Origin of the sequence: Sphingopyxis sp. (assembly GCF_016793825.1) — a bacterium.
Taxonomy (GTDB): domain Bacteria; phylum Pseudomonadota; class Alphaproteobacteria; order Sphingomonadales; family Sphingomonadaceae; genus Sphingopyxis.
The window spans coordinates 264,352-290,793 of record NZ_JAEULM010000019.1; the positions used below are offsets into that span (position 1 = coordinate 264,352).

Genomic DNA, 26,442 nt, shown 5'->3' on the forward strand with positions numbered 1-26,442 from the left:
GTCATGCTGCGGAACCTGTTTGTGATCGTTGCCGCCTTCTTCTTCGGCGGCTGCGGCGACATGGTCGAACTGGTGAGCCAGACAAAGACCGTCGCGGCGCCGCGCGAGGAGGTGTTCAAGAAAATGTTCGGGACCGACGGCGCGATGTTCCGTGACATCCCGCTCGTCACGAACGGCGGCTCGAACCGGCTGTACGAACTGGTCCTCGAACGAAACGATCCGCGCTGGAACCTGCTGGCCCCGAAGGAGCGCCCCGAAGCGCAGAAGATCAAGCTTGCGGTGACGATGGAAATCCCCCGCGAAACGCACATCGTCTACAGCGTCGACGACGGCGCCTTGCAAACCGGGCTGAAATTCACCTTCGAGGAACTGGAACCGGACAAGACGCGCGTCGCCTTCACGATCGACGATCTGACCGGCCACGATGCCGAAGGGATGGCCGTGAACACCGTCAAACTGCACGCGCTGGCCCGCGACGCCCTGAACAAGCTCGACGACTTCAAGGAGGTTAAGGAATCCACCTAGGGTCAGAACCCTAGGGACATAGGCGGTTCCGGGTTACAGGCTCCTGCCGAGGCTATATTCGCTGACTTCGTTTCGGACCTATCGGGCGGCGCCCTCCTCCCGCTTCGCACGGCGCAACGAGGATTTCGCGCCCGATGTCGGAACGCTGAGCTCGATCGCGTCCTTTGGCGAGGACAGCGCCGGCAATCTTTTTCTTGTCAGCATCAATGGCGATATCTTCATGGTGCGGGCCGGCTGACCGCTTGCCCCCGCGCGTCCCACGCGCCACAAGGGAGCGTCCAGAGGAGTTCCCCCATGAAATCGTTGCCGTTTGCCGCCCTGATCGCCTTTCAGCTCGCGCTTGCGCCCGCCGCGGCCGCGAAGCTCAGTCCCGCCGAGGCGAAAATGGCGAAAACGGTCGATGCCGAGCAGGGCCGCAGCCTCGCCCTCCTCGAACGGCTGGTCAACCAGAACAGCGGCTCGCTCAACCTCGCGGGCGTGGAAAAGGTCGGCCAGATGATGCGTGCCGAACTTGAACCGCTGGGTTTCAAGGTCGAATGGAAGCCGATGACCGATACCGGCCGCGCCGGTCATCTGATCGCGACCCACAGCGGAAAACCCGGCGCCAAGCGCCTGCTCCTGATCGCCCATCTCGATACGGTGTTCGAACCCGACTCGCCGTTCCAGACGTTCACGCGAAAAGGCGACATGGGCGAAGGGCCCGGTGCCGGGGACGACAAGGGCGGAATGGTCGTGATCGTTGCCGCCCTGCGCGCGATGCAGGCTGCGGGAACGCTCAAGGGGGCAAACATCGAAATCCACATGACCGGCGACGAGGAAGATTCGGGTACGCCGATTGAAAAGGCGCGTGCCGACCTGATCGCCGCTGGCAGGCGCAGCGACGTCGCGCTCGATTTCGAGGGACTGGTGCGCGATGCGGGGGCTGACATGGGGTCAATCGCGCGGCGTTCGTCGGATAGCTGGACCGTCACCGCGACAGGCAAGGCCAGCCACAGCTCGGGCATCTTCAGCGCGGCTGCGGGCGAAGGCGCGATCTATGAACTGACGCGCATCATCCACCAGTTCCGAACCGAGCTTCCCGAACCCAATCTCACCTTCAACGTTGGCCTGATCGCTGGCGGCCAGCAGGCCGAACTCGACGCGGGCGGCATTCGCGCCACCGCGAACGGCAAGACGAATATCATCCCCGCGATCGCCATCGCGCGCGGCGACCTGCGCGCGCTTTCACCCGAGCAGATTGTGCGCGTGAAGGCAAAGATGACCGCGATCGTTGCAAACCACGCGCCGGGGACCGACGCCAGGATCAGCTTCGACCCCGGCGGCTATCCGCCGATGGCGCCGACCGACGGCAACCGCGCGCTGCTGGCCAAGCTCAACGGAGTGAATCGCGATCTCGGGCTGGCCGAAATGGCGGCGCTCGACCCGCTGAAGCGCGGCGCGGGCGACATCAGTTTCGTTGCCGCGGATGTCGCCGGCCTCGTCGGACTCGGGCCCTACAGCACCGGCGACCATGCACCGGGCGAAGCGGTCGATATCCCCAGCATCGCACGGCAGGCCACCCGCGCTGCCATCCTGATGTCACGCCTTTCTGCTGAAAAGCGCTGAGCTGCCTGAATTGGCAGTTGGCCTTTCCTTGATTCATACGCCACAGTGATTAGGTAGCAATCCGAGACGGATTCACCGCGATTGGGAGAATGACGATGAGCGACACCGAAACCCACCTGAAGCAGAACTACATCGGCGGCCAATGGGTCGATTCGAAGGGCGGCAGGCTTCACGACGTCATCAATCCCGCGACCGAAGAGGCTGCCTCGACCGTCGTGCTCGGCACCGCGGCCGATGTCGATGCTGCCGTCGCCGCGGCAAAGGAAGCCTTCAAGACCTTTTCGCAGACCACCCGTGAGGAGCGCCTCGACCTTCTGAACCGCATCGTCGAGGAATATAAGAAGCGCGGCGCCGACCTTGCCAAATCGATGGCGAGCGAAATGGGCGCGCCGGTCAGCTTTGCGGGCACCGCGCAGGTCGGTGCCGGCATCGGCGGGTTCCTCGGGACGATCGCCGCGCTCAAGGATTTCAGTTTCACCGAAAAATATGCCGCGGGCATGATCGCCTATGAACCGATCGGCGTCGTCGGCATGATCACGCCGTGGAACTGGCCGCTCAACCAGATCGCGCTGAAGGTCGCGCCGGCGCTGGCCGCCGGTAACACGATGGTGCTGAAACCGTCGGAAGAATGCCCCGGCAATGCCGTGATCTTCGCCGAAATTCTCGACGCTGCCGGCGTACCTCCCGGCGTCTTCAATCTCGTGCAGGGCGACGGCCCGACCGTCGGCAATGCGATCAGCGCGCATCCGGGCATCGAAATGGTAAGCTTCACCGGATCGACCCGCGCCGGCATCCTTGTCGCCAAGGCGGCCGCTGACACCGTGAAGCGCGTCCATCAGGAACTCGGCGGCAAGTCGCCGAACATCGTCCTGCCCGACGCCGATTTCGCCGCGGTGCTGCCACCGACGGTGCAGGGCGTGCTGGTCAACACCGGCCAGAGCTGCATCGCGCCGACGCGCATTCTTGTCCACAAGGACCGCGAAGCCGAGGCCGTCGGCGTCATCAAGGCGATGTTCGATGGCACCTCGGTGGGTGATCCGCAGGCCGAGGGTGGCCATATCGGCCCCGTCGTCAACAAGGCGCAGTTCGACAAGATCCAGGGCCTGATCCAATCGGCGATCGACGAGGGCGCGACGCTGGAAACCGGCGGCACCGGCCTGCCCTCGAACGTCAATCGCGGCTATTATATCAAGCCGACGGTCTTCTCGGGCGTCACCCCCGACATGCGCATCGCCAAGGAAGAGGTGTTCGGCCCGGTCGCGACGATCATGGCCTATGACACGCTCGAACAGGCGGTCGATATCGCCAACGACACCGAATATGGTCTGTCGGCCGTCGTTTCGGGCGACCCCGCAAAGGCGGCCGAAGTCGCACCCAGGCTGCGCGCCGGCATGGTCGCGGTCAACGCATGGGGCCCCGGCCCCGGTGCGGCATTCGGCGGTTACAAGGCGTCGGGCAATGGCCGCGAAGGCGGCGTGTTCGGCCTCAAGGACTTCATGGAAGTGAAGTCGATCAGCGGGATTCCGGCCTGACACCCAAATCCTCCCTGTGACCGAAGGTCATGGGGAGGGGGACCACCCGCGTAGCGGGTAGTGGAGGGGCTGCGTTATTCGCCCCTCCGTCAGTCGCTACGCGACTGCCACCTCCCCATCGCTTCGCGACAGGGAGGATCATTCCCCTCCCGCAAGCGGGAGGGGTTTTGCTTTGGACCGATAGCGATTATGCGCCCTCGCATGACCACCCGCTCGCCGCTCGCCCCCGACTCATTTCCGGCCCTCCCCGACATAGCCGGGGTGACGCTCCGCGTGGCGCGCGCGCGGTACAAGGATTGGGACCGCTGCGACCTCACCTATGTCGAGCTGGCGCCCGGCACGACAGTTGCGGGCGTCTTCACGCGCAACATCTGCTGTTCATCCGAAGTCGAACTGGGCCGCGCACAGATCAAGCAGGGCGTCGGTCGCGCGCTGATCGTCAACGCCGGCAACAGCAACGCCTTCACCGGCTATCGCGGTCGCGAAGCAGTCGAACAGATCATGGAACAGGTCGCCGGCCATCTCGGCTGCGATGCAAGCGAGGTTTTCGTCAGCTCGACGGGCGTGATCGGCGTACCGCTGCCCAAGGACAAGGCCCGCGCGGGAGTCGAAGCCGCGCTGACTGCCGAACCCTGTTCGTGGGAAGCCGCAGCCGAAACCATCTGCACCACCGACACCTTCGCCAAGGGATCGACCGCGCGCGCGATCGTCGGCGGCACGACCGTCCAGGTCGCGGGGATCGTCAAGGGATCGGGCATGATCGCCCCCGACATGGCGACGATGCTCGGCTATATCTTCACCGACGCCACGGTCACGCCCGCGCTGCTGCAGGAACTGCTGAGCGAGGCGACGAGCGGCAGCTTCAACAGCATCACCGTCGACAGCGACACATCGACCAGCGACACGGTGCTGCTCTTCGCCACCGGCAAGGCCGGCAACCCGCCGCTCGTCACGCGCGACGATCCGGGTGCCGACGCGCTCTACGCCGCAATCCGCGAAGTCGCGCTCGACCTTGCGCATCAGGTCGTGCGCGACGGCGAGGGCGCGTCGAAATTCATCGAGGTGCAGGTTGCCGGCGCGACCAGCGACAACAGTGCCAGGCGCGTTGCGCTGTCCATCGCCAACTCGCCGTTGGTCAAGACCGCGATCGCGGGCGAGGACGCCAATTGGGGCCGCGTCGTCATGGCGGTGGGCAAGGCCGGTGAACCCGCCGACCGCGACCGGCTCGCGATCCGCTTCGGCGATCATTGGGTCGCGAAGGACGGCCTGCCGGTCGACGGCTACGACGAAGCGCCGGTCGCCGCGCATCTCAAGGGACAGGACATCCGCGTCGGCGCCGACCTCGGCCTTGGCGACGGCCGCGCGACGGTGTGGACCTGCGACCTGACGCACGGCTACATCAGCATCAACGCCGATTATCGGAGCTGAAAACCCACACGCAAATCATCTCCCCGGCGACGGCCGGGGAGACCGCAGGCCGGATGTCAGAGAGCGCCTTCGAGCCAGCCCTTGAGCGCGCTTTTCGGCGCCGCGCCAACCTTGGTTTCGGCAATCTCGCCGTTTTTGAACAGGATCATCGTGGGGATGCCACGCACGCCATATTTGCTCGGCGCATCGGGATTTTCGTCGATATTGATCTTGGCGATGACGACCTTGCCGGCAAGTTCATCCGAGATTTCTTCGAGCGACGGGCCGATCATCTTGCACGGACCGCACCATTCGGCCCAGAAATCAACGAGGACGGGGGTGTCGCTGTCGATGACATCGGCCTGAAAGCTGGCGTCGGTAATGGCCTTGGTACCCATGATCTGAACTCCTGAAACTCGCTTGACCCCAAGCTAAGATGTTGAAGCCTTCGGCTCAAGGGCAGAACCCGGCAAATTCGCCTTCGTTGCCAGCAAGCCGGGCTTGTGGACATCGAGCAACGCATCATCGAGGCGGATCAGCCGCGGCGCGGCGGTATAGAGCAGCACCGCCTCGATGCGCTTGCCAGGGAAAATCGCCGCCAGCGCATCGCGATAGGCCGCCATCTGCCGCAGGTACGCCGGCTGGACCGTCTCGGCGCTTTCCGGGACATGCCGACCGGTCTTGTAATCGATCACCGTCACCGCATCCGCCGCGACCAGCAGCCGGTCGACGATCCCCGCGACGACCATGCCATCGACCACCGCCGACAGCGGCACCTCTGCAAGCGAACCGGGGCCGAACAGCGCCGCATGCGCGGGGTCGTCCAGCACGCCCAGCACCTCGTCGATCATCGCTGCGCGCCCCGCTTCGCTGAGCGTCGGAGCCTGCGCCGCGAGCCAGCGCGACCCCGCTTCGCGCCGCTTTCCGGCCGCAACCGGGGGCAATCGTTCGAACAGGGCGTGGAGCAACAGTCCGCGCTCGACCGCCTGCACATGCGCCGCACCCTGCGGTGCCGCCGCGACATCATCCTCGCCCAGCGCCGACGGCGCGAGCGGGCGCGGCGGGCGCGCTTCCTCGGGCGCCGCTTTCAAGGCCCATTCCGGCGGCACGAACACGGGCGCGGCGACCTTCGCCGCCTTGTCCTTTCTGGCCCATTTACCGGCATTGGCGCGATGGATGCGGCGCTGCCCCCACATCGGCCCCGCCGTCTCCCATTCACTGCCCATATCCGACAGCACGCTCTCAACCGCCGCGTGCCAACTTCCCTCGGGGATCGAGCGATCGGCTTTCTTCGTCACCCCAGCAACGACGAGGATTTCCTCGGCGCGCGTCATCGCGACGTAAAAGAGACGCCAATGTTCCTGCGCCGCCGCCAATGCAGCAGCGGCATGCGCGTCGGCCAGCGCCCCGTGCCGTTCGTCGGCGGGCACGGCGAAGACCGGCAGCTTCTCCCACGCGGCGACATCGACGCTGAACGGCCGATGACCGATCGAGGCATCGTCGGTGGCGTCGGCGAGGATCACGATCGGCGCCTGCAGACCCTTCGATCCGTGCACCGTCATCACACGGACGACGTCGCTGCGCGCCTCGGTCTGCCGCTTGATGTCCGCCGCGCTCGCCGAAACCTGCGTCAGGAAGCCAAGCAGCGACACCGTTTCACGCTGTTCAAAGGCCAGCGCCTGATGGAGCAGTTCGTCGATCGGGTCGCGCGCCTCGCGCCCCAGCCGCGCATAAAGCTTGCGCCGACCGTCGATCGGTCCCGACAGCACCGTCTCCAGAAAGCGGAAGGGCGTCGTAAAGTCGGCCATGCCGAGCAGGTGGCGCAGCGCCGCCATCGTCGCGGCCGGACCATCGTCCCCGGTCGCCCGCAGATGCTCCCACAAGGGCGCACGGCCCCGCGTATGCGTGCGATCGTACAACTCGCCCTGCGTCCAGCCGATCAAGGGCGAGACGAGCAGCGCGGCAAGATTGAGGTCGTCGAGCGGCTGGACGGCGAAGCGCATCGCCGCGATCAGATCCTGCACCGCCAGCGGCTGCGTCAGTGCAAAGCGATCGACCCCCGCGACGGGGACATGCAGCGCCTGCAATCGCGCAACGATCCGCGCCGCCAGGTCGCGGCGCCGCCGCACCAGGATCATGATGTCGCCCGGCGCAACGGGCCGACCGTCCTTGCCATGGGCGATCCACTCCTGCACCTCGCCCGCGATGGCCTTCGCCAGCCGCATCGAGGCAGGGTCGGAAGCGGGGGCGCTGCCATCGCCCTCCCCTTCATCGCCCTCGTCGGCCTCGGCATCGAGCGCCTTGCCGACGGGCAGCGGCTGCCAAAGCTCGACCTGTCCTGCATGGTTCGAGCGGAAGGGGCGATGCGGCGGCTCCCCGCCCTCAAGGCCCATCGCCTCCGCCCCGCCCGCCGCCAGCCAGGCGTCGACGACCGACAGCACCGCCGGCGTCGAGCGGTAGTTGGACACAAGATCGACCTGCCGAAACGGTTGCCCGCCAATCTCTCCCATCGCATGGAACATGTCGCGCGCCGTCGCAAAAGCCTTGGGCTCGGTCCCCTGGAAGCCGAAAATCGCCTGCTTGCGGTCGCCGACGGTAAAGAGCGTCCGGACGCGATCGTCCTTCGCGCCAATGCCGGCGAAGAATTCTTCTGCCATCGACAGCACGATGCCCCACTGGCGCATGTTCGTGTCCTGCGCCTCATCGACCAGAATATGGTCGGTGCGCTGGTCGAGCTTGAATCGCACCCATTCGCCGAAGCTGCTGACCCGCAGCAGCGACCCGGCGAGCGAAATCAGGTCGTCGAAATCGGCCAGCCCCCGCTCGCGCTTCGCTAGCGAATAACCTTCGGCGAAGCGGCTCCCGAGCTTCCATCCCGCCGCCAGATCGTCGGCGACGCGCATCGCAGCCCCGATGCCCAGCAGTCGCTCTGCCGCCGCGACGATCCGTACCGCGCTGTCGACGCTGTCGGTCATCCTGCCCTTGTCGCCCCCGAAGTCGGCGCGCAGATCGCCCTTTCCGGTCAGGAAGCAGCCCAGCAGTTCGTCCAGCATCGCCCCGCGCGCGGCCGCGTCGGCGATCAGCCAGCCGACCATGACATCCGAACAGGCAAGCCCGGTCTTCGTTCCCCAGTTCGCGCCGCTCGTCGCGACGGCGCGGATATCGTCGTCGGCAACTGCCCCGGCCGCGAGTTCGGCCGCTATCCAGGCATCGGGATCGCCCGTCGGCAGGTCGAACGCGACGCGCAAATCATGCGCGGTCGGCGGCAGCGCGGCACGCGCTCCGCCGAACACCGCCGTGCAGCTCGACAGGAACGCCAGCGCCGCCTCTTGCCCCAGCCGACGCGACAGCATCGATGCCGTTTCCCGCAGCGCAGCCCGATCGTCTCCGCGTTCGAGCAGGTCGCCGAGCACCTGCCGCTGCAACGTCGTCGCCTCATCCTCCTCAATCGCGCGAAAACCGGGGAGCAGCTTCGCTTCGAGCGGGAAACTTGCGAGCAACGTCTGGCAAAAGCTGTGGATCGTCTGCACCCGAATCGCACCACCGGGACTGTCGATCACGGTCGCGAACAGCGACCGCGCACGCACGATCAGCCCCGGCCGCTCCCAATCGAGTCCAAGCGCGCGGAGGTCGAGCCGCAAATCGCCGTCATCCATCCGCACCCACGCGGCGAGCCGCTCGTGGATGCGGTGCGCCATCTCGGCCGCGCCCGCCTTGGTGAAGGTGATGCAGAGAATCGCCTCGGGCGGCACGCCGTCAAGCATCAGCCGCAACACGCGCGCGGACAGCACCTGCGTCTTGCCGGTTCCCGCCGACGCGCCAAGCCAGACGTGACTGTCGGGATCGGCGGCGGCGCCCTGTCGTGGGTCGAGTGTCGCGAGGCCGTTGGGCTTTACCATCACTCGCCCTCCCCGCGCCCGAACCATTCGTCGCGGCGCATCAACTGATCATAGTCGCCATAGCCCGCGCCCTCGCCGGGCGCGAAGGGCGCATCGCCGAACAGGTAGAGCGCCGCCAGTTCCGACAGGGCCTCAGCGGCATGGTCGATCGCCGCTTCGGCACTCTTGAGATCGCTGCGCGACCCATAGGTGTTCGAAATCCTACCCGCCCCGTCCGCGCGGCGATCGGGGCGCAGGCTCCAATATTCGAGCGCCTCGACCGGCGCCGCCGCAATCCCGTTCATCCCGCCTTCACGCGCGATCAGCCCGAGCAGGCCAAGCTGGTTGTCGAGCTTGTCGAACGCCGCCTTCGCGCTCGGCGCGCCGCCCGACTTGTAATCGACGATCGCCAGCCGTCCCTCGCCGTCGCGGTCGATGCGATCGGCCTTGCCGTGCAGCGTCAGGCCGCCAGCGACATATTCGCCCTTCACCTCGACATCGACCGGCTTGCGGTCCTCGCGGTCCCACACCTGCGCCGCCGCCCAGCGCAGCGCGGGTTCGATCCGGGGCAACCAGAACGCCCGCGCGATCGCATCGAGCGCGGCGTCGTCGCGGAGCGCGGAAAGCGCGACCTCGAACCCGTCGCGCGTCGCGCCGGCGCGCACCCAATCTTCGAACAATCGGTGCACGCGCGTGCCGCGCCAGCGCGGATCGGGCGCGGCGCTCGGCGGGTCGAGCGCCGACAGGCCCAGCATCCGATCGGCATAAAAGGCAAAGGGATCGCGCGCGAGCCGGTCAACCCCGGTGACGCTGATCTTGCGTGGACGGTCGCCCGTGGGCGGCCTTGGTGCAGGCTTGGCGGCCGGCTGCGCGCGACCGGGCGGCACGTCGAGCTCCGCCGCGAGCCGCGTCAGCGCCACGCCGTCCGGTTCCGGCTCGGGAAGATCGCCAGCCAGCGCCGCAAGCCGGAGCCAGAAACGCGACGCCACGGCGGGGTCGCCGCCGCTCCGCAAGGCGCGCGTCACGACGATCTCGCGCGCCGCGAGCGCGCTGGCGAAATCATGCGCGGCCATCCCCTGCTGCCGTTCGGGCGCGGGCAGGCCAAGCAACCGCCGGATGCCCGGCGCAAGCCAGGGATCGGGTTGCGTCGCGGCGGGCCAGCGCCCTTCGTCCAGACCGCCCAGAATCATCAGGTCGGCCCGCTGCAGCCGCGCTTCGAGCAGCCCCCAGATGAACAGCCGTGGGTGGCCGCCATAGGGCGGGCGCACGCTCGCTTGCGCGAGCAATTGTCCCAGCATGTCCGGAAAGTCGGCGGGATCGACAAGCGCCGGGCCATCGCTGCCGGCCAGCGCCCACTGGTCGAACAGTTCGGAGAGCATCCGTCCCGCGGGGCCCGCCCATACCGCCTCGCCCGTCAGCCACTCGACACCGGCTTGCAACGCCGACAACAAGGCCGCGGGCGGGGCGGGGCCGGCGAACGGGGCAAGCGCTACGCCAAGCGCACCCGCAACCTCTTCCCACCATGGCTGCAGTTCCAGCGCACGAGCATGGCCGCGCGCCTTCGGATCGGCGGCACGCTGTGAAAGGCGCGCGGTCACGCCGTCCCATCCCGGCGTCAACCCCGGCTCGCGCAGGGCCAGGTCAAGCTGCCGCAGTTGGTCGAGCCAGGCCGTTCGCCCTTCGCCGCTCCGGACCAGCGGATGCCCGAGCAGTGACACCAGCGCGACCGCATCGAAACCCGCCGCCAATCGGGCGAGCAATAGCAGCAGCGCGCCCGGCGGCGTCCGCGACAGCGGCTGTCCCGCACTGTCGTCGACCGAAATCCCCCACCGCGCGAGCGCCGCAGCGACGCGCTCGGCCAGGCCACGGTCGGGTGTGACGAGGGCGGCGGTACAACCCGGCGTCTCGACGGCATGGCGCATCAGAAGCGCGATCCCCTGCGCCTCCTGCCCGTCGTCGGCAAAGACCGCGCCGGACAGGCCTGCGGTCGCGGCCGACAGATCGCCGGCCGCCTGCCACTGTGCGGTATAGTCGGCGGGCGCGAACAACAGCGAGACGAAAGGCGTCCGCGCTGCAGGCCCATCGAACGGCGACGCCGCATCCCATTCGACCACTTCGTCACGGCTCGTATCCATCCGGTCGATGAGCAGCTTCAGATGATATTGTGGATGCGTCTCCAGCGGCCGCCCGGAATGTTCCGGATCGGGCCGGGTTGGGCCGAGCGCATCCCATTCCGCAGTCGTCATCACCCGATCGAGCCCGGGCAGCACGACCATCCCCCGCTCCATGTCGGCGACGCAGCGCAGCAGCCGCGCGATGGCGGGCGCCGCGGTGGTGATGCCCGCCGCGACGACAAACCGCGCCGGTGGGGCCGTACGCCACCCCGCGGTCACACGGTCCAGCAACCGGTTACGCCGGTCCGCACGGTCGATACGGCCGATCCGCGCCAGCATCGCGGGCCAATGGTCGACCAGCAGTCGCAGTCGCCCCAGCGACGCCTGCCAATGCCCGGCAAAGGCGCCAAGATCGAGGTCGACAAGGGCCGCCACCCGCACCTCCTCATAGTGGAGCTGGTCGATCACCCGTGCCAGCCCGTCGGCAAGCTGGAACGCCGCCGCGCCGGCAATGACCGCCTCGCCCTCCGGCGTATACCGCTCGATCAGTTCGGCGAGCAGAAGGCGCCGCCGCAACGGTTCGATCGCCGGCGGAATCGGATCGTCGTCAATGGCATCGAGCGCGATCGCGACACTCTCGTCCAGGTCGGCGTCGCCGATCACCGCCAACCGCGGCATCAGCAGCCCTGCCCCCCCCGCCCGCACGAACGCGGCCTGCATCGCACTCCGCGCGCGATTGCTCGGCAACAGGATCAGGCCCTCGGCGAGCCCCAGCGCGCCGTCGGCATAGCGATCGATCAGTCCGGCGACGAGGGCATCGGCGAACGCCCGGTGGACCGGGATGGAATAAAGGGTGGGGCGGCCAGCCGCGGTCATTGCGCTCCCCTTGTCATCCCCGGAAGGCCGGAATGACGATCTGTGTCAAACCTCGCCGAGCGCCGCTTCGGTTGGCGCGATGCTCGCGGGCGTGCCGACGTCGAACCATTGTCCCATATGCGACAACCCATAAAGCCGGCCCGCCGCGATCGCCCGATCCCAGAAGATATTGGTCGAAAAGGCGCCTTCGGGGGCGTCGACCAGCAACCGCCGCGAGACAAGCTGGATTCCGGTATAGACGAAGGGTGCAATCCGCCCCGGCCTGCGACGCGACAATCGACCGTTCGGGTCCATGTGAAAATCGCCCTTGCCGCCGTGCCCCGCCGCACTGGCCTGCCGGATGACGAGCAGCAGCGCATCCATCTTCGCGTCGTCCCAGTGGCGGGCTAGATGGGCAATGCTGTCCTGCGGGCCGTCGGTCCAGATATTGTCGCTGTTGACGATCAGGATTGGATCGCCCGTCAGCAACGGCAGCGCCTTGACCATCCCGCCGCCGGTTTCGAGCAACTGCTTCCGCTCGTCGGACACCGCGATGGTAAAAGGGCGCGTCTGTGCCGCGAGATGCGCTTCGAGGGCATCAGCGAGATAATGGACGTTAACGACGACATGCTCGATCCCCGCGGCCTCGATCCGGTCGAGGCTGTGGTCGATCAGCGCCTTGCCCGCGACGCGAACCAGCGGTTTCGGCCGCGTCGCAGTGAGCGGGCGCATACGCTTGCCGATGCCCGCCGCCATCACCATCGCGCTTTCGATCTTCGCCGTCACTGCCATGCCTCCGCGCGTTTCGCAGCGGGGATGTTGGCGTCGAACCATTGCCGAACCGGGACAAGCGACGGATGTTGCAGGTCGCGTTCGAGCAATCCCCACATACGCGGCTGAAACCGGCGGTACCCGGCCTTGCCATCGCGCTTCCACAACCGGACGAAAACGCCCAGGATCCGGGTGTTCCGCTGCGCTGCGAGCGCCCAATAGGCCTTGCGGAATGCCTCGCCCTGCCCCGAGGCGGCAACATAACGATCGAGCATCGCCGCCTCGACTGCCGGCGTCACGTCGCGCCGCGCATCCTCGAGCACCGAGGCAAGATCATAAGCCGGATGGCCAACGAGGGCGTCCTGAAAGTCGAGCAAGCCATAGTGCGCGATTCCGTCCTTGCCGCCGACCAGCATGATATTTTCGGCATGGAAGTCGCGCAGCACCGTGACGCGCGGCAGACCATCGGCTTCGACCGGCGCCAGCGCGGCTTCCCACGCGGCACGGAACCCTTCGCGATCGACGTCGAGGTCGAGCGCCGGGCAATACCATTCGGTGAAAAGCTCCACCTCGTCCCGCCACTGCGTCAACCCGTGCACGGGCAGTCCGGCCATCGCCGGACGCGCATGCAGGTGGACCAGCAGGTCGGTCACGCCCGCATAATAGTCGGCCTCCGCCTGTGGCCGTTCGTCGAGCGTTTCGCGAAGGCGTACATCGCCGAAATCCTCGATTAGCAGCAACCCCTGCTCCAGGTCGCGCGCCAGGATCGCCGGCGCGGTGAGCCCCTGCCCACACAGATATTCGGCGACCGCGATAAAGGGGCGCGGGTCCTCGTGCGGTGGCGGCGCGTCCATCAGCACGGCCTGCCGCAGGCCATCGACGACCCGGAAATAGCGGCGGAAGGACGCATCGCCGGCAAGCGGCAGAATCTGGGCATCGCCCCAGCCATGCGCGGCCAGGAAAGCCGGCGCATGGGGGGGCGGAATCATCGGAGCGGCCATCGCGCTTCCCAAGCCGCCGGCACTTCGGCTGTCAAGACGCGCGCATCGCCCTGCCCCGAAATACCGAGGCTCAGCGCCTCCGGCCACCCTTGCGCGCCAAGCCGCTCGGGCCACTCGATCAGCAGCGCGCCGTCGTACAGATACTCGTCGAGCCCGAGCTCGATCAGTTCCTCTTCGACCTCGATCCGGTACAGGTCGACATGCGCGATCGGCAGATCGACCTCCGGCGGCGCATAAGGTTGCACGATCGCAAAGGTCGGGCTCGGCGCTTCGCCGGCAAGGCCCCGCGCTTTCAGCATCGCCCGCGCAAGCGTCGTCTTTCCTGCGCCGAGATCACCCGACAACAGCACGACATCCCCGGGCGCCAGCGCGGCGCCGATCGCGGCGCCGATCCGTTCGGCCTCTTCGAGCGTGTACCGGCTGCCGGACGTCATGTGCCGCGCGGCAGGATGATGCGCACCAGCGTGCCCTGACCCTTCTCGCTCATCACCTCCATCGTTCCGCCGTGTGCCGCGACAAGCTGACGCGCGAGGGCGAGACCGATCCCGCCGCTCTGCGTTCCCGCCTGTTGGCCGGCGGTGATCGCGGCAACCGTGTCGGGCATACCGGGGCCATTGTCGGAGACGACGATCTCGACACCCTTTTCATCGCCATCGGCATGAAGCAGCACGCGCCCGCCGCTGCGTCTGGTCGGCGCGGTAAAGCGGATCGCATTATCGAGCAGCCCCCCGATCACGCGCAACAGCCGGGGCGCATCGCCTGCGATGGTGCCAAGGGAGGCCGACAATTGCCCGGCGAGTTCCATCTTCTCGGTTTCGGCAAATGGCTTTGCATCGGTGAGCGCCTTGTCGAGCAACGCGCGTACATCAACCGGTGTACGCTCGACCGCGAGCGTTCCAGCCTCGCCCTGCGCAAGGTCGAGGACATTGTCGATCTGCCGACCGAGTACGCCGACCGAATCCATGATCGCATCGACATAGGATCGAGCCGACGGCGGCAGTTCGCCGGCATAGCCGGCCTGCAACATCTCGCCAAAGCCGCCGATCGAGGTCAGCGGGGTGCGGAGTTCATAGCTCATCCGTGACAGGAAGGCGGTCTTGACCTTGTCGGCAGCCTCCAGCGCTTCGTTGCGTTCGCGCAGCGCGCCTTCCATTTTCCGGCTCGCCGTGATGTCGAGCATGATCAGCAGCGCGTTGCCGTCGGGCAGCGGAATCGATGCGAAATCGAAATGACGCCCGTCGGCAAAGCGCACTTCGCCGACGCGCTGCGTACGCTCCAGCGTCGCGGCGCGGATCACCTCCTGCACGATGCTGATCTGGTTCGGCTTGGCAAGCCGGTCGGCGAGCCCGCCCATCAGCACATCGACGCGCGGATGCGCCGCGAGCGTGTGCTCCTCGACGTTCCACAAACGACGGAAGCGCTGATTCCAAAGGTGCAGGCGCCCATCGGGCGCGAACACCGCGACCGCTTCGAACAGATTGTCGAAGGTCGCCGTGCGCACGCGCAGCAGCGTGTCGCGCGCACCTGCCAGTTGCACCTGTTCGGTGCGGTCTTCGGCGATCAACAGCAACCCGCCGTCGGGCGTCGGCTGGGCGACGACGTGCAGGTGGGTGCCGTCGCGGAGCAGCCAGTCCTCTTCGCTTGCCTCCGCACGGGCGAACCAGTCGACATGCGCCTGCCGCCATTCGGGATAGTCGCGCACCTCCGGCGTACGCCCGCCTTCGCGCCACAGGTCGAGGAGACGGGCAAACGTCCGGGCTTCGGTCACATCTTCGGCCGACAGCGCGAAGAGCCGCCGGAATGGTTGGTTTGCGAAGACAAGCGCCTGATCGGGGCCGAATTGCGCCACCGCCGCCGACAGGCGGTCGAGCAGTTCGCGCTGCGTACTGACGAAGCGGCGATGCGCACCGCGTTCGCTTTCCAGTTCCTGGATGTCGATCGCGTAGCCCGCAATCCCGATCGCCCGGCCGCCCTCGGGCGCCAGCGGCACATCGACGACGCGCATGATCCGTCGTTCGCCCTCGATCGTTACCGGCATCGTGCGCTGCTGCGCGGTTCCCGCGGTGCGGGCCGCTTCGGCAGCGTCGCTCGCGCTGACCCCGGCAATCGGCTCGCACAGCTCGACACCGGCGTCGATCACGGCCGATGCGCTCTTCGCCTCGACCGCCCGCACATAGGCGCCGTTGACAAGCGCCAGTCGCATGTCGGGCTCGCGAAACCACATCGGAAAGGGCGCCGCCTCGATCAGTCCCGACAACGCTTCGAACGCCGCCATCGCCTCGTCGCGCTCACGCCGCGCCTGCGCCAGCGATTGCTGCCCGTCGGTCGCATCGCTGAGCCACAGCAGGACGCTGCCCGGCCCGCCGACCGCCTGCGACGCGGCGGCGCCGTGCAGGACGATCGTCCGGCTGCTGCCCTGCGGCCTGAGGTTCAGCACGAAGGCCTTGGCGCCGCGCTGCGCCCCCAGGATCGCCTGCCGCAACTGTTCGTGCCCGGCGGCATCCAGTCCGGCATCGAGTCCGCGCAGCTCGTCAAAATTGCGCGGCCCTTGCGGCAACCCCAGCCAGCGCCCAAGCCGCTCGCTGGCCTCGATCCGCCAGTCGGCGCGCACAATGACGGGAAGCTGGGGCGACGCCTCGACCAGACTGGCAAGACGTTCGGTCTGCCCGGCGACAAACGCCGAGCGCCGCTGCATCGCAAGACCGCGTCCCGTCGCCCACAGCGCAGCCAGCAGCCACAGCGCGACGAACAGCCCGATGGCAAAGAGAAGGGTCGGGGAAAGCGCGGCGCTCATCCCGTCCTGTGTCCCCGCATGTCCGGCTGTCCCGCGCGCATGATCGCCTGCCCTAAAGACGATGGAGCCATGTTTCAATCGATGTCACGGCGGAACGGCGCGTCCCATCCTCCGATGGGCGCGCCGTCCACAGTTTTCATATGCCTCCGCGACGCGAAAGCGGCGGGTGCCGCCTTCGCCGTCAGGCGAAGATGTCAGTACCGGTAATGATCGGGCTTGAACGGGCCTGCAACCGGCACGCCGATATAGTCCGCCTGCTTCTGTGTGAGTTGGCTGAGTTTCACGCCCAGCTTATCAAGGTGCAGCGCCGCGACCTTTTCGTCGAGGTGCTTGGGCAGGACATAGACGTCGTTCTTGTACTGCTCGCTGCGGGTCCACAGTTCGATCTGAGCCAGCGTCTGGTTGGTGAAGCTCGCCGACATGACGAAGCTCGGGTGGCCGGTCGCGTTGCCGAGGTTCACGAGACGGCCCTTCGACAGGATGATGATCTGCTTGCCGTCCGGGAATTCAACGAGGTCGACCTGCGGCTTCACTTCGGTCCATTTGTAGTTCGCGAGCGCCGCGATCTGGATCTCGCTGTCGAAGTGGCCGATGTTGCAGACGATCGCCATATTCTTCATCGCCGCCATATGTTCGGCGGTGATCACGTCGGCGTTGCCCGTCGCGGTGACGAAGATGTCCGAACGCTGGACCGCCTCATCCATCGTCACGACCTCAAAGCCCTCCATTGCCGCCTGCAGCGCGCAGATCGGGTCGATTTCGGTGACGAGCACGCGCGCGCCGCCGTTGCGCAAGCTCTGCGCCGACCCCTTGCCGACGTCGCCGAAGCCGGCAACGGTCGCGACCTTGCCCGCCAGCATCACGTCGGTGCCGCGGCGGATCGCGTCGACCAGCGATTCCTTGCAGCCATAAAGATTGTCGAACTTCGACTTGGTGACGCTGTCGTTGACGTTGATCGCGGGGAAGGGCAGCTCGCCCTTCTTCGCGATATGGTACAGGCGGTGGACGCCGGTCGTCGTTTCTTCCGACACACCCTTGATCGCCTTGACCGTCTTGGTCAGGTAGCCCGGGTTGGCGGCAACGAACGCCTTCAGCGCGCGCTGCATCTCGACCTCTTCCTCATTCTCGGGCGCCGGCATCGTCTGCCCGGCTTCGAGCTTGGCGCCCCACAGCGCGAACATGGTGGCGTCGCCGCCATCGTCGAGGATCAGGTTGCAGGTCGTGCCATCCTCGACACCCCAGTCGAAGATGCGGCCGACATAATCCCAATAATCGGCAAGGCTTTCGCCCTTGATCGCGAACACCGGCACCCCCGACGCGGCGATCGCGGCGGCGGCGTGGTCCTGCGTCGAAAAGATGTTGCAGGTCGCCCAGCGCACTTCGGCGCCCAGCGCAGTCAGCGTCTCGATCAGCACGGCGGTCTGGATCGTCATGTGCAGCGAGCCCGTGATGCGCGCGCCCTTCAGCGGCTGCGCCGCGCCATATTCGGCGCGAAGGGCCATCAGGCCGGGCATTTCGGTTTCGGCGATGTTGATTTCCTTGCGACCGAAGTCGGCAAGACCGATGTCGGCAATCACATAATCACGGGTGTCGGCGGCAAGAGTGGCCACGGCTATTTTCTCCAGTTGGCGAGATCGACCGCAGGCGAGCGGTCCCGAAAGCTATGAGCAATTATGTTGCGCGCCCTAGCCGAAAGCGCGACGTCGATCAAATATAAAGTTTTCTTTATATCATCGTGATCAGGCGGGCGATCGACGGTGCTTCGGGCACGACTCATGCCGCCGAAAACCGCCGGCATCGCAAAATAAATTTTCCGCGCACGCAATTGTGACAGCGCGCGGCGGCGCATTGTGACAACGACTCCGCAACGCCAAGATTATGAAAATCATGACTTATAATGCGACTTGGCGACAAGTCTAATCCAGATTTGTGACACCAGTGTTACAAATCCCTCGAAATATTGACTTTTCTTGGGGTGCACGAGAAAATCGGGCCAAGTTTTCGGGGAGATAATGGCCATGAAAAAAATCCTGCCACTGTTCGTCGCTCTGGCTTTCGCGACGCCGGCGACGGCGCAATCCATCGTCGTCAACGGGGCCGAAGAGAGTGATTCGACGCCGCTGTCGGTCGCTTTCGAAGAGCTGAAAGCCGGACAGAACCGGTTGGCCGTCGACAAGCTGGTCCACAGCCGCATCGAACGCGACGATCCGTCGCGATTGATCAACCTCGGAACCGCTTATGCGCGCCTTGGGCAAAAGGCCGATGCACAGACCGCATACCGCGCCGCGATCACCAGCCCGATCCGCTACGACGTCGAACTCGCGAACGGCTCTTACATGGATTCGCGCTGGGCGGCGCGTACCGCGCTCGCCAATCTCGATCAGGGCAAGCCGCTGCTCGCGCTCGCGCGCTGACCGGTCAGGCCTCACCGCCTTCGGTCGTGAGCAGGCGGGAGTCCACGCCCGCTTCGGCAAACGCCGCTCGCCAGCGACTGGTGGGCGGCGTTTCGAACACTATGGCGTCACTCCCCGGCGTCACATGCCAGCCGTGGCGCACCATCTCGTCCTCCAGTTGCCCCGGCGACCAGCCCGCATAGCCAAGCGCCACCATCCACCGCGACGGCCCGCGCCCTTCGCCGATCGCCCGCAATATGTCGTGCGAGCTGGACACCATCCAGCGGTCGGCCACCTGCACCGCTTCCGCCCCGCTCCAGTCGCGGCTGTGAATGACGAAACCGCGCGAGGTTTCGACCGGCCCGCCGAGAAAAACCGGCTGGGCCAGCGGATCGTCGTGACCGATGTCGAGTTGGTCGAGCACCGCACCGACGGTCATGCCGTCGATCGGGTCGGCAATGCCGATCCCCATCGCCCCCTCTTCGTCATGGCTGATCATCGCAATCACGGCATGCTCGAACCGGGGATCGCCGATGCCCGGCAGCGCGAGCAGCAGCTGGCCGGTGAACCAGGTCGGCACGGTATCCCTATTCGCATTCATATCGGCACGCTTTCATGCCGACACAATGCCGCGCCCGGCCCGAAGGGTCCAGCGCCATTCGGCGCGCGGTCCGACGATCCCCGCCTTGACACCGGCCCTTCGCGGGCCAATGTCGCGTCCGACGAAATCCCCTCAACGAAAGGATGCCTTCCATGACGATCCAGACCGGCGACAAGCTGCCCGACGCAACCTTTGTGAAAGTGACCGAAAACGGTCCGGAGCAGGTGACGACCGCCGACTATTTCAAGGGCCGCAAGGTCGCGCTCTTCTCGGTTCCCGGCGCCTTCACCCCGACCTGTTCGGCCAAGCATCTGCCGGGCTTCGTCGACAAGGCGGCAGAGCTCAAGGCCAAGGGCGTCGACGAAATCGTCTGCACCGCCGTCAATGACGCCTTCGTGATGGGCGCCTGGGGCAAGAGCGCGAGCGCCGGCGAAACCGTCACGATGCTTGCTGACGGCAATGGCGCCTTTGCCGACGCGGTCGGCCTGACGATGGACGGCACCGCGTTCGGCATGGGCAAGCGCGGCCAGCGTTTCTCGATGATCGTCAACGACGGCGTCGTCGAACAGCTCAACGTCGAAGCTCCCGGCGAATTCAAGGTGTCGAGCGCCGATCACATGCTCGAACAGCTCTAAGCTGTTCGATCCTCCCTGTGCCGAAGGCATGGGGAGGTGGCAGCCCGCAGGGCTGACGGAGGGGCAAATGGCGCGACGTCGCTGCCCCTCCACCATCCTGCAGATGGTCCCCCTCCCCACCGCTTCGCAGCAGGGAGGATCTTCCGCCCCTCTTCCCTTTTGTCACATTTTCGTGCAACAGCGCCCTGATGACATCAGACGCATCGAACAATCAGAACATCGCCGATCCCACCGCCCTTGTCGAAGGGATCATCACCGAACTGCAGGACCGGTTCCGCACCTCGGTTGGAAATCTCAAATCCGCCATCGCCGCCTATGTGCATGACGGCACCCTGCCCCCGGCGGATGCGGCCGCGACGGGCCTTTTCGATTATCCCGCGATCCGCCTCACCACCACGGGCGAGCAGCGCGAAGGGCAGAAGGGGCACAACCTCGCCTTCGGCCGATTCGAACATGCGGGCATCTTCCAGACGACGGTGACGCGCCCCGACCTGTTCGCCGACTATCTGCGCGACCAGCTTACCCTGCTCGCCCGCCACTATGACATCACTCTCGAAGTCACGCGCACCGGCCAGCAAATTCCATTCCCCTACGTCCTCGACGCCAGCGACGGATCGGACATGGGCGGCGTCACTCCGCTCGAACTCGCACGGCATTTTCCGACCACCGAACTCGCCGACATCGGCGACGAGCTCGCCGACGGCCTGTTCGGCTCCGATCCCGCCGCGCCGCAGCCGCTGGCGCTGTTCGACGCGCTGCGCACCGACTTCAGCCTCGCGCGCCTTCGCCACTACACCGGCACCGCGCCCGAACATTTCCAGCGCTACATCCTGTTCACCAACTACCATCGCTACGTCGATGAATTCGTCGCCTGGGCGGGCGCGCAGGTCGGTCAGGGCCGCTACACCGCGCTCGCCGGCGCCGCGGGCCTCTACGTCGACCAGCCCGGCGTCAACGCCAGCGCCCTCGTCGCCGACAGCGCATGGCGGCGGCACCAGATGCCCGCCTATCATTTGATCGCGCCCGACGGCGGCGGCATCACCCTCGTCAACATCGGCGTCGGCCCGTCGAACGCGAAGACGATCTGCGATCATCTCGCGGTGCTGCGTCCCGAAGCCTGGCTGATGATCGGCCACTGCGGCGGCCTTCGTCCCAGCCAGCGGATCGGCGACTATGTCCTCGCCCACGCATACCTCCGCGACGATCACATCCTCGACGCGGTCCTTCCGGTCGAAATCCCGATCCCGCCCATCGCCGAAGTGCAGGTCGCGCTCGCGAGCGCCGCCGAAGCGGTGTCGGGCGCCACCGGCGCCGACCTCAAGAAGCGCATGCGCACCGGCACCGTCGTCACCACCGACGATCGCAACTGGGAGCTGCGCTATACCGACAGCGCGCTGCGCTTCTCGCAGTCGCGCGCGATCGGCATCGACATGGAGTCCGCCACCATCGCCGCGCAGGGCTACCGTTTCCGCGTCCCCTACGGCACCCTGCTCTGCGTCAGCGACAAGCCGCTCCACGGCGAACTCAAGCTGCCCGGGCAGGCGAACCGCTTCTACGAGGAAGCGATCGCCGCGCACCTCCAGATCGGTATTCGCGCGTGCGAGACGATGCGCGACGAGGGCGCCAAGCTCCACAGCCGCAAGCTGCGCGCCTTCAACGAACCGCCCTTCCGTTGAGCGGGACGCCGGACCGTTCGCGTTCCATCGCCGGCCGCGTCGCCATCGTCACCGGCGCCGCGAGCGGCATGGGCCGCGCGACCGCGCTGCTTCTCGCGAGCGAAGGCGCGAAGGTCGCGGTCACCGACCTTGATCTCGCCGCCTGCGAAGCCGTCGCCGCCGAAGCGGGCCCGAATGCCAAAGCCTTCGCACTCGACGTCGCGGACGGCGAGGCGATCAAGACCACCGTCGCCGCCATTGCCGATCATTTCGGCGGCCTCGACATCCTCATCAACAATGCCGGCGTCTCCAGCTTCGCCCCGCTCGACGCCGGGGACGAATATGAGGCGATCTGGCACCGCGCGCTCGCGGTGATGCTGACCGCGCACCAGCGTATGGTCCGCGCCGCGCTGCCATGGCTCCGCAAGAGCGACGCCGCACGCATCGTCAACATCGCCTCGACCGAGGGCCTCGGCGCGACCCCCGGCGATACGCCGTATGTGGCCGCCAAGACCGGCGTCACCGGGCTGACGCGGGGCCTCGCGGTCGACCTCGGCAAGGAAGGCATCACGGTCAACTGCATCTGCCCCGGCCCGATCCGCACCGGCATGACCGACAAGGTGCCCGAGGACGACAAGGCGGTCTTCGCGCGGCGCCGCACCGCGCTCCGCCGCTATGGCGAACCCGAAGAGGTCGCGCATGTGACGCTCAGCCTCGTGCTGCCGGCGGCGAGTTATATCACCGGCGCGGTGATACCGGTCGACGGCGGGCTGATGGCTCGGAATGCCTGAGGGACAGCTTAGGGGTGGGAGGTGGACATTCGACAATGCGCTAGACTCCCCTCCCGCAGGCGGGAGGGGCAGCGAGACTTGCGAACTTGTTCGGTAGTCGCAGCGGGGTGGGCGCCTGAGACGGTGCTGCCCCACCCCCAACCCCTCCCGTCTGCGGGAGGGGAGAAGAACGTCGGCAATCGGTCGCTTCCCGACCTTCGTCATCCCGGACTTGATCCGGGATCCGCCTTCCCTCTTCCGAGCACCAACGGTTCGAACCCGAAATCCTCGGCCAGATCGCGCCACGTCGGATTCATCGCGCCCACCAGCTCATATTTCCACGCCCGCAGCCATCGCTTGATACGCTTCTCGCGCAGGATCGCCGCATCCATCGTATCATGCCGCTCGAACCAGACGAGGCGCTTGATCGCATAATCCTTGGTAAAGCCGTCGAACGTCCCTTCGCGGTGCTGATAGATGCGCTGGACGAGGTTCGACGTGACCCCTGTGTAGAGCGTCCCGTGCGACGAGCGCGCGAGGATATAGACGCAGGGCTGGCGTTCCATGCGGCCATGGAAAGACAGGGCGGGCCCCGGGTCAAGCCCGGGGTGACGATGATTGGTTCAAAATGGTTGCACGGCAGCTACCTCTCCAACCCCATCAGCCCCGCACAATCCTCCCACAGCTTCGCGCACGCGGCATCGTCGCGCGCCAGCGCCGAGGGTTCGATCCGCACCAGCGCCGGATTGCGCACCGACCAGTAATCGCCATGCGCCCCGGCATAGGCGGGGTCCGACGCCAGCGCCGCGAGATATTCGCCCGACAGCGCGATCGTGCTCTTGCGGTCGCGCTTCATCGTCAGCGGCAGGATCAGGCTGACCAGCGACGAGACGATCTTCCCGCTCGACCGCGCCAGCCCGGTCCATGGCACATAGCCGGGGTCGAAGCTCATCGCGGCCAGATCGGGACGCCGGTGCGCCAGCTCGCGCGCGGTCATGATATTGGCGAGCTTCGACGAACTATAGGCGCGAAACGCCTGTGCCTGATCCTTCTTCGGCAACGTCGGGTCGCGATCGGGGTACGCCAGCCATTCGGCCTTGGCGTGTGCGGGCGGCGTGACCATCGTCTTTTCCTCGGGATCGTGCGTCCCGCTGCCCGTCAGGATCACCCGCGCACCGGGCGCGAGGTACGGCAACAGGCGAAGGAGCAGCCGGAAATGCGCAAGCTGGTTGACCGCAAAGGTTCGCTCGAACCCTTCGGCGCCCGTCTCCAGCTTCGATGTCTGAAGCCCCGCATTCAGCACCAGCGCATCAATCGCCGGTCCTTTCGCCACCGCCCCGGCGAAGCGATCGACCGATGCAAAATCGTCGAGGTCGAGCGCCAGCGCCTCGGCCCCCCACCCCGCATCGACCGCCTCGGGCCGCCGCGCCCCAATCGTCAGCCTGTGCCCGGCGGCCGCCAGCCGCCCCGCCGCATCAGCTCCGAAACCCGACGTCGCGCCCGTCATCACGATATGCATGGCTTGCCACCTCACTATTTGGTTAGTTGACCAACCAAATAGTGAGGTGCGATGGCTCGTGCAAGAGTTTCGCGCACCAAAAAGGGTTTCAGTCGCTTTCGTCCAGCCCCGCACGCATCCCCGCCGCCCATTCGCCAAGCGCCGCACGCATCGGAAAATCGGGCTGCGTCAGCCACGACAGCATCATCCCCTCGAACGCCGCCTTGGTCATCCGCGCGCGCAGCCGGTCGCGGTCCTCGACCTCGTCCCGCCCGGCGCCCGCGGCGAAGACCGTCGCCAGCCGCCGGCGGATCGCCTCGTTCGCCACCTCCAGCCGCGCCGCCAACCGCGCATCGTTCATCGCCCGCACGCCCAGCGACAGGCGGACGCGGAACAGGTCGCGATTGGCGTCCAGCGTGTCGGCGGCGAAGTGGACATAGGCGTCGAACAACTCCGAGCGCGGGGTTGCCGCGATCAGCGCGTCGATCTCTGCCATATAGCGCGCGGTGACGCTGTCGACCGCAGCCTCGAGCAGCGCATCCTTGCTCGCGAAATGATAATGAAGCAGCCCGGGATTGACTCCCGCCTCGGCGGCGATCGACTTGACGTTGGTGTCGGCCAGCCCGTCACGCGCGACCGCACGGAACGCCGCGTCGATCAGCTTGTCGCGCGTTCCCTGTCCGCCACTGGTCTTCTTGATCGCCATCGCAGCGCGATAGGGCATCAGCCCCGTCGTCGGCAAGGCGCGCTTATTTATACATGTCGGCGCGCAGGTTGATGCCATGTTCGATCCAGACCTTGAGCGCACAGAGCATCTGCGACCACCCCTGGCAGTTGCCATAGCTGGCGCCCAGCGCGCCCTGATTTTCGCGCCAGCCTTCCTCGGCGATCTCGACCAGGGTGCGGCCGTCGTCGAGACCCTTGAAGCTCATCGTGACGCGGGTGCGGTAGTCGGCGTCCCTCAGTTCACCGCCCTCCACATTCGGCGCCTCGCCTTCATTGGCCTGCCATTCAAGGACGATCTTTTCGTCGGCCACGACCTCGATCACGTAAACCGGAAAGGCGCCCGGAAAGTCGTGGAAGTCCCACGCCACCGTCGAACCGGCCTCGAGCCGGCCCTGCGCACCGCCGGTGGTGAAATAGCGCGACAGCTTCGCGGGGTCGGCGACTGCCTCGAACACTTCGTGCACCGGCTTCGCGATCCGCGCCGCGACCCTGAACTTCAGTTCCATGCCCATTCTCCGCTTGAGTCGCAGTCTTTTATGTTATATTTATATAACATGTCAATTCACGACCCGTTCGACGCGACCTTCAAGGCGCTCGCCTCACCGATCCGGCGGCAGATATTGGACGATCTGAAAGATCAGCCACTTACCACCGGAACGCTGTGCGGCCATTTCGCCGACATCGACCGCTGTACGGTGATGCAACATCTGAAAGTGCTGGAGGATGCCGGGCTGGTCATCGCCGAACGCCGCGGCCGCGAACGCTGGAACCATCTCAACGCGCTGCCGATTCAGGATATCCACGACCGCTGGATCGGCCCCCACGCCGCGGCGGCGGCAGCACGGCTCACCCGATTCAGGCAAGCGGTCGAAACAGCATAGCGACGGCGCGTTACGACCGGTAGCGGTCAGGCCCGATCGCCGCTAACTAGGGTCGCATGACCATATTGCACATCGCTATGGCAACTGCAGCGGCGTTGACGGCTGGCGCCCCGGACCAGCACCCCCTCTTCTATTGCAGGACGCCTCAGAAAATCGAACAGGCCAACGTGCCGGATGTCTACGGCGCTTATGGATCGCGTTCGGTTAGCATCATTAAGCAGGCTTTAGCAGGAGATAGGGAAAGCCTATCCCAGACGGTAGACAGCGACGCCAAGTTCATCATATTTGCGGGCGACGTTGGAATCGGTCCGCGTTCCAAAGGAATCGATGCTGTTGTAGAATTCGCGCGGCAGCTTGAGCCCCGGAGCTACCAGTTCTCTACAGCGTCGGCCGGCCCCCTTTCGATGAGCCCGTGCGGCAGTGTCGAGATAGATTTGACCTTCGCCCGCGACGCACATAGCGATGCCGTTATCGCAACCTTTCAATATCAGGACGGCGTGCTGATAGGGGTGACAGGCAGCCACATTAAGCTTGTGACTGGCGAGTTTCCTTAACGTTTCGGCGAACGATCGCTTCCCACCCCAAAACAGACGGCACCTTAAGATAGGTCGTTCCTACAATATCCCGCCACGTCGGCGTCCATCCCGGCTCTTTCGCTCGGTGGATAAGGAAGGTCGCGGCCCGGCATGCGGATAGCGCCACGACCGCGCGCGCCCACACATTGCGCGGTCCAAAAAATATCGCCGGCCAAATCGGGGGCGCACAGGGGTGAACTTTCCTGAACTTTTGAAACCAGGCAAC

The 26,442-nt window shown here is 66.3% G+C and carries 23 protein-coding genes; 10 read left to right on the forward strand and 13 right to left on the reverse strand.

Features of this window, described 5'->3' with window-relative positions; translation table 11 throughout:
- Positions 1-3 precede the first annotated feature (3 nt).
- The 4 genes from JNM03_RS05645 (at position 4) to argJ (ending at position 5,090) form a co-directional block, all read left to right on the forward strand.
- Positions 4-525, forward strand: a complete 522-nt coding sequence (locus JNM03_RS05645) for a hypothetical protein (protein WP_294035130.1) — start codon at positions 4-6, stop codon at positions 523-525.
- Positions 526-819: 294 nt separating this feature from the next.
- Complete coding sequence (locus JNM03_RS05650; RefSeq protein ID WP_294035132.1) at positions 820-2,130, forward strand: M20/M25/M40 family metallo-hydrolase; 1,311 nt, start codon at positions 820-822, stop codon at positions 2,128-2,130.
- A gap of 95 nt (positions 2,131-2,225) precedes the next feature.
- Positions 2,226-3,662: an aldehyde dehydrogenase family protein gene (locus JNM03_RS05655; protein WP_294035134.1), complete on the forward strand. Its 1,437-nt coding sequence runs from the start codon at positions 2,226-2,228 to the stop codon at positions 3,660-3,662.
- Positions 3,663-3,863: 201 nt separating this feature from the next.
- Positions 3,864-5,090, forward strand: a complete 1,227-nt coding sequence (gene argJ, locus JNM03_RS05660) for a bifunctional glutamate N-acetyltransferase/amino-acid acetyltransferase ArgJ (RefSeq protein ID WP_294035136.1) — start codon at positions 3,864-3,866, stop codon at positions 5,088-5,090.
- A 56-nt stretch (positions 5,091-5,146) separates the two neighbouring features.
- Here argJ and trxA read toward each other — a convergent pair whose 3' ends face one another.
- The 8 genes from trxA to ahcY all read right to left on the reverse strand — a co-directional run bounded on the left by trxA (position 5,147) and on the right by ahcY (position 18,092).
- Positions 5,147-5,467, reverse strand: coding sequence for a thioredoxin TrxA (gene trxA, locus JNM03_RS05665; protein ID WP_294035137.1), 321 nt, complete (start codon positions 5,465-5,467; stop codon positions 5,147-5,149).
- A gap of 33 nt (positions 5,468-5,500) precedes the next feature.
- Positions 5,501-8,968, reverse strand: a complete 3,468-nt coding sequence (gene addA, locus JNM03_RS05670; RefSeq protein ID WP_294035139.1) for a double-strand break repair helicase AddA — start codon at positions 8,966-8,968, stop codon at positions 5,501-5,503.
- Positions 8,968-11,937: a double-strand break repair protein AddB gene (addB, locus tag JNM03_RS05675; RefSeq protein ID WP_294035141.1), complete on the reverse strand. Its 2,970-nt coding sequence runs from the start codon at positions 11,935-11,937 to the stop codon at positions 8,968-8,970. Before addB ends, addA begins: the two co-directional genes overlap by 1 nt.
- Before the next feature lie 45 nt (positions 11,938-11,982).
- The gene (locus JNM03_RS05680) at positions 11,983-12,702 is read right to left on the reverse strand and encodes a nucleotidyltransferase family protein (RefSeq protein ID WP_294035143.1); all 720 of its coding nucleotides are present in this window, start codon (positions 12,700-12,702) and stop codon (positions 11,983-11,985) included.
- The gene (locus JNM03_RS05685; RefSeq protein ID WP_294035145.1) at positions 12,699-13,688 is read right to left on the reverse strand and encodes a phosphotransferase; all 990 of its coding nucleotides are present in this window, start codon (positions 13,686-13,688) and stop codon (positions 12,699-12,701) included. Before JNM03_RS05685 ends, JNM03_RS05680 begins: the two co-directional genes overlap by 4 nt.
- On the reverse strand, positions 13,673-14,122 hold the full coding sequence (tsaE, locus tag JNM03_RS05690; RefSeq protein WP_294035147.1) for a tRNA (adenosine(37)-N6)-threonylcarbamoyltransferase complex ATPase subunit type 1 TsaE: 450 nt from the start codon (positions 14,120-14,122) through the stop codon (positions 13,673-13,675). Before tsaE ends, JNM03_RS05685 begins: the two co-directional genes overlap by 16 nt.
- The gene (locus tag JNM03_RS05695; protein ID WP_294035149.1) at positions 14,119-16,482 is read right to left on the reverse strand and encodes a PAS domain-containing sensor histidine kinase; all 2,364 of its coding nucleotides are present in this window, start codon (positions 16,480-16,482) and stop codon (positions 14,119-14,121) included. Before JNM03_RS05695 ends, tsaE begins: the two co-directional genes overlap by 4 nt.
- Positions 16,483-16,676: 194 nt before the next feature.
- The gene (gene ahcY / locus JNM03_RS05700; RefSeq protein WP_294035151.1) at positions 16,677-18,092 is read right to left on the reverse strand and encodes an adenosylhomocysteinase; all 1,416 of its coding nucleotides are present in this window, start codon (positions 18,090-18,092) and stop codon (positions 16,677-16,679) included.
- A 408-nt stretch (positions 18,093-18,500) separates the two neighbouring features.
- Here ahcY and JNM03_RS05705 point away from each other — a divergent pair, with 408 nt between their 5' ends.
- Positions 18,501-18,896: a hypothetical protein gene (locus tag JNM03_RS05705; protein ID WP_294035153.1), complete on the forward strand. Its 396-nt coding sequence runs from the start codon at positions 18,501-18,503 to the stop codon at positions 18,894-18,896.
- A 4-nt stretch (positions 18,897-18,900) separates the two neighbouring features.
- Here JNM03_RS05705 and JNM03_RS05710 read toward each other — a convergent pair whose 3' ends face one another.
- Positions 18,901-19,476 carry a YqgE/AlgH family protein gene (locus tag JNM03_RS05710; protein WP_294035156.1) on the reverse strand — a complete coding sequence of 192 codons (576 nt, stop codon included), beginning with the start codon at positions 19,474-19,476 and terminating at the stop codon, positions 18,901-18,903.
- 152 nt (positions 19,477-19,628) lie between these two features.
- Between JNM03_RS05710 and JNM03_RS05715 the strand changes: the two genes are divergently transcribed.
- The 3 genes from JNM03_RS05715 (at position 19,629) to JNM03_RS05725 (ending at position 22,557) form a co-directional block, all read left to right on the forward strand.
- Positions 19,629-20,111 (forward strand): peroxiredoxin, encoded by a 483-nt coding sequence (locus JNM03_RS05715; protein ID WP_294035158.1) that lies wholly within the window; start codon positions 19,629-19,631, stop codon positions 20,109-20,111.
- Positions 20,112-20,299: 188 nt separating this feature from the next.
- Positions 20,300-21,787 carry an AMP nucleosidase gene (locus JNM03_RS05720; protein WP_294035160.1) on the forward strand — a complete coding sequence of 496 codons (1,488 nt, stop codon included), beginning with the start codon at positions 20,300-20,302 and terminating at the stop codon, positions 21,785-21,787.
- Positions 21,784-22,557: an SDR family NAD(P)-dependent oxidoreductase gene (locus tag JNM03_RS05725; protein ID WP_294035162.1), complete on the forward strand. Its 774-nt coding sequence runs from the start codon at positions 21,784-21,786 to the stop codon at positions 22,555-22,557. Before JNM03_RS05720 ends, JNM03_RS05725 begins: the two co-directional genes overlap by 4 nt.
- A 200-nt stretch (positions 22,558-22,757) precedes the next feature.
- Here JNM03_RS05725 and JNM03_RS05730 read toward each other — a convergent pair whose 3' ends face one another.
- The 4 genes from JNM03_RS05730 to JNM03_RS05745 all read right to left on the reverse strand — a co-directional run bounded on the left by JNM03_RS05730 (position 22,758) and on the right by JNM03_RS05745 (position 25,266).
- Positions 22,758-23,102: a GIY-YIG nuclease family protein gene (locus tag JNM03_RS05730; protein WP_294035164.1), complete on the reverse strand. Its 345-nt coding sequence runs from the start codon at positions 23,100-23,102 to the stop codon at positions 22,758-22,760.
- Positions 23,103-23,179: 77 nt separating this feature from the next.
- Positions 23,180-24,055 carry an SDR family NAD(P)-dependent oxidoreductase gene (locus JNM03_RS05735; protein ID WP_294035165.1) on the reverse strand — a complete coding sequence of 292 codons (876 nt, stop codon included), beginning with the start codon at positions 24,053-24,055 and terminating at the stop codon, positions 23,180-23,182.
- Positions 24,056-24,143: 88 nt separating this feature from the next.
- Complete coding sequence (locus tag JNM03_RS05740) at positions 24,144-24,758, reverse strand: TetR/AcrR family transcriptional regulator (protein ID WP_294035167.1); 615 nt, start codon at positions 24,756-24,758, stop codon at positions 24,144-24,146.
- A 25-nt stretch (positions 24,759-24,783) separates the two neighbouring features.
- Positions 24,784-25,266 (reverse strand): SRPBCC family protein, encoded by a 483-nt coding sequence (locus JNM03_RS05745; protein ID WP_294035168.1) that lies wholly within the window; start codon positions 25,264-25,266, stop codon positions 24,784-24,786.
- 48 nt (positions 25,267-25,314) lie between these two features.
- On the opposite strand from JNM03_RS05745, the gene JNM03_RS05750 reads away from it, so the two are divergent.
- Positions 25,315-25,641, forward strand: coding sequence for a helix-turn-helix transcriptional regulator (locus JNM03_RS05750; RefSeq protein WP_294035170.1), 327 nt, complete (start codon positions 25,315-25,317; stop codon positions 25,639-25,641).
- Positions 25,642-25,697: 56 nt separating this feature from the next.
- Positions 25,698-26,195: a hypothetical protein gene (locus tag JNM03_RS05755; protein WP_294035172.1), complete on the forward strand. Its 498-nt coding sequence runs from the start codon at positions 25,698-25,700 to the stop codon at positions 26,193-26,195.
- Positions 26,196-26,442: the final 247 nt, after the last annotated feature.

What these genes read in the sequence shown, in the direction of transcription:
- JNM03_RS05720 (WP_294035160.1), top strand. Translation starts at nt 20,300, where the DNA reads ATGACATCAGACGCATCGAACAATCAGAACATCGCCGATCCCACCGCC.
- JNM03_RS05655 (WP_294035134.1), top strand. Translation starts at nt 2,226, where the DNA reads ATGAGCGACACCGAAACCCACCTGAAGCAGAACTACATCGGCGGCCAA.
- JNM03_RS05735 (WP_294035165.1), bottom strand. Translation starts at nt 24,055, where the DNA reads ATGCATATCGTGATGACGGGCGCGACGTCGGGTTTCGGAGCTGATGCG.
- JNM03_RS05650 (WP_294035132.1), top strand. Translation starts at nt 820, where the DNA reads ATGAAATCGTTGCCGTTTGCCGCCCTGATCGCCTTTCAGCTCGCGCTT.
- trxA (WP_294035137.1), bottom strand. Translation starts at nt 5,467, where the DNA reads ATGGGTACCAAGGCCATTACCGACGCCAGCTTTCAGGCCGATGTCATC.
- JNM03_RS05685 (WP_294035145.1), bottom strand. Translation starts at nt 13,688, where the DNA reads ATGGCCGCTCCGATGATTCCGCCCCCCCATGCGCCGGCTTTCCTGGCC.
- addA (WP_294035139.1), bottom strand. Translation starts at nt 8,968, where the DNA reads ATGGTAAAGCCCAACGGCCTCGCGACACTCGACCCACGACAGGGCGCC.
- JNM03_RS05745 (WP_294035168.1), bottom strand. Translation starts at nt 25,266, where the DNA reads ATGGAACTGAAGTTCAGGGTCGCGGCGCGGATCGCGAAGCCGGTGCAC.
- argJ (WP_294035136.1), top strand. Translation starts at nt 3,864, where the DNA reads ATGACCACCCGCTCGCCGCTCGCCCCCGACTCATTTCCGGCCCTCCCC.
- JNM03_RS05710 (WP_294035156.1), bottom strand. Translation starts at nt 19,476, where the DNA reads ATGAATGCGAATAGGGATACCGTGCCGACCTGGTTCACCGGCCAGCTG.
- JNM03_RS05695 (WP_294035149.1), bottom strand. Translation starts at nt 16,482, where the DNA reads ATGAGCGCCGCGCTTTCCCCGACCCTTCTCTTTGCCATCGGGCTGTTC.
- addB (WP_294035141.1), bottom strand. Translation starts at nt 11,937, where the DNA reads ATGACCGCGGCTGGCCGCCCCACCCTTTATTCCATCCCGGTCCACCGG.
- JNM03_RS05740 (WP_294035167.1), bottom strand. Translation starts at nt 24,758, where the DNA reads ATGCCCTATCGCGCTGCGATGGCGATCAAGAAGACCAGTGGCGGACAG.
- tsaE (WP_294035147.1), bottom strand. Translation starts at nt 14,122, where the DNA reads ATGACGTCCGGCAGCCGGTACACGCTCGAAGAGGCCGAACGGATCGGC.
- JNM03_RS05755 (WP_294035172.1), top strand. Translation starts at nt 25,698, where the DNA reads ATGACCATATTGCACATCGCTATGGCAACTGCAGCGGCGTTGACGGCT.
- JNM03_RS05645 (WP_294035130.1), top strand. Translation starts at nt 4, where the DNA reads ATGCTGCGGAACCTGTTTGTGATCGTTGCCGCCTTCTTCTTCGGCGGC.
- JNM03_RS05715 (WP_294035158.1), top strand. Translation starts at nt 19,629, where the DNA reads ATGACGATCCAGACCGGCGACAAGCTGCCCGACGCAACCTTTGTGAAA.
- JNM03_RS05705 (WP_294035153.1), top strand. Translation starts at nt 18,501, where the DNA reads ATGAAAAAAATCCTGCCACTGTTCGTCGCTCTGGCTTTCGCGACGCCG.
- JNM03_RS05730 (WP_294035164.1), bottom strand. Translation starts at nt 23,102, where the DNA reads ATGGAACGCCAGCCCTGCGTCTATATCCTCGCGCGCTCGTCGCACGGG.
- JNM03_RS05750 (WP_294035170.1), top strand. Translation starts at nt 25,315, where the DNA reads ATGTCAATTCACGACCCGTTCGACGCGACCTTCAAGGCGCTCGCCTCA.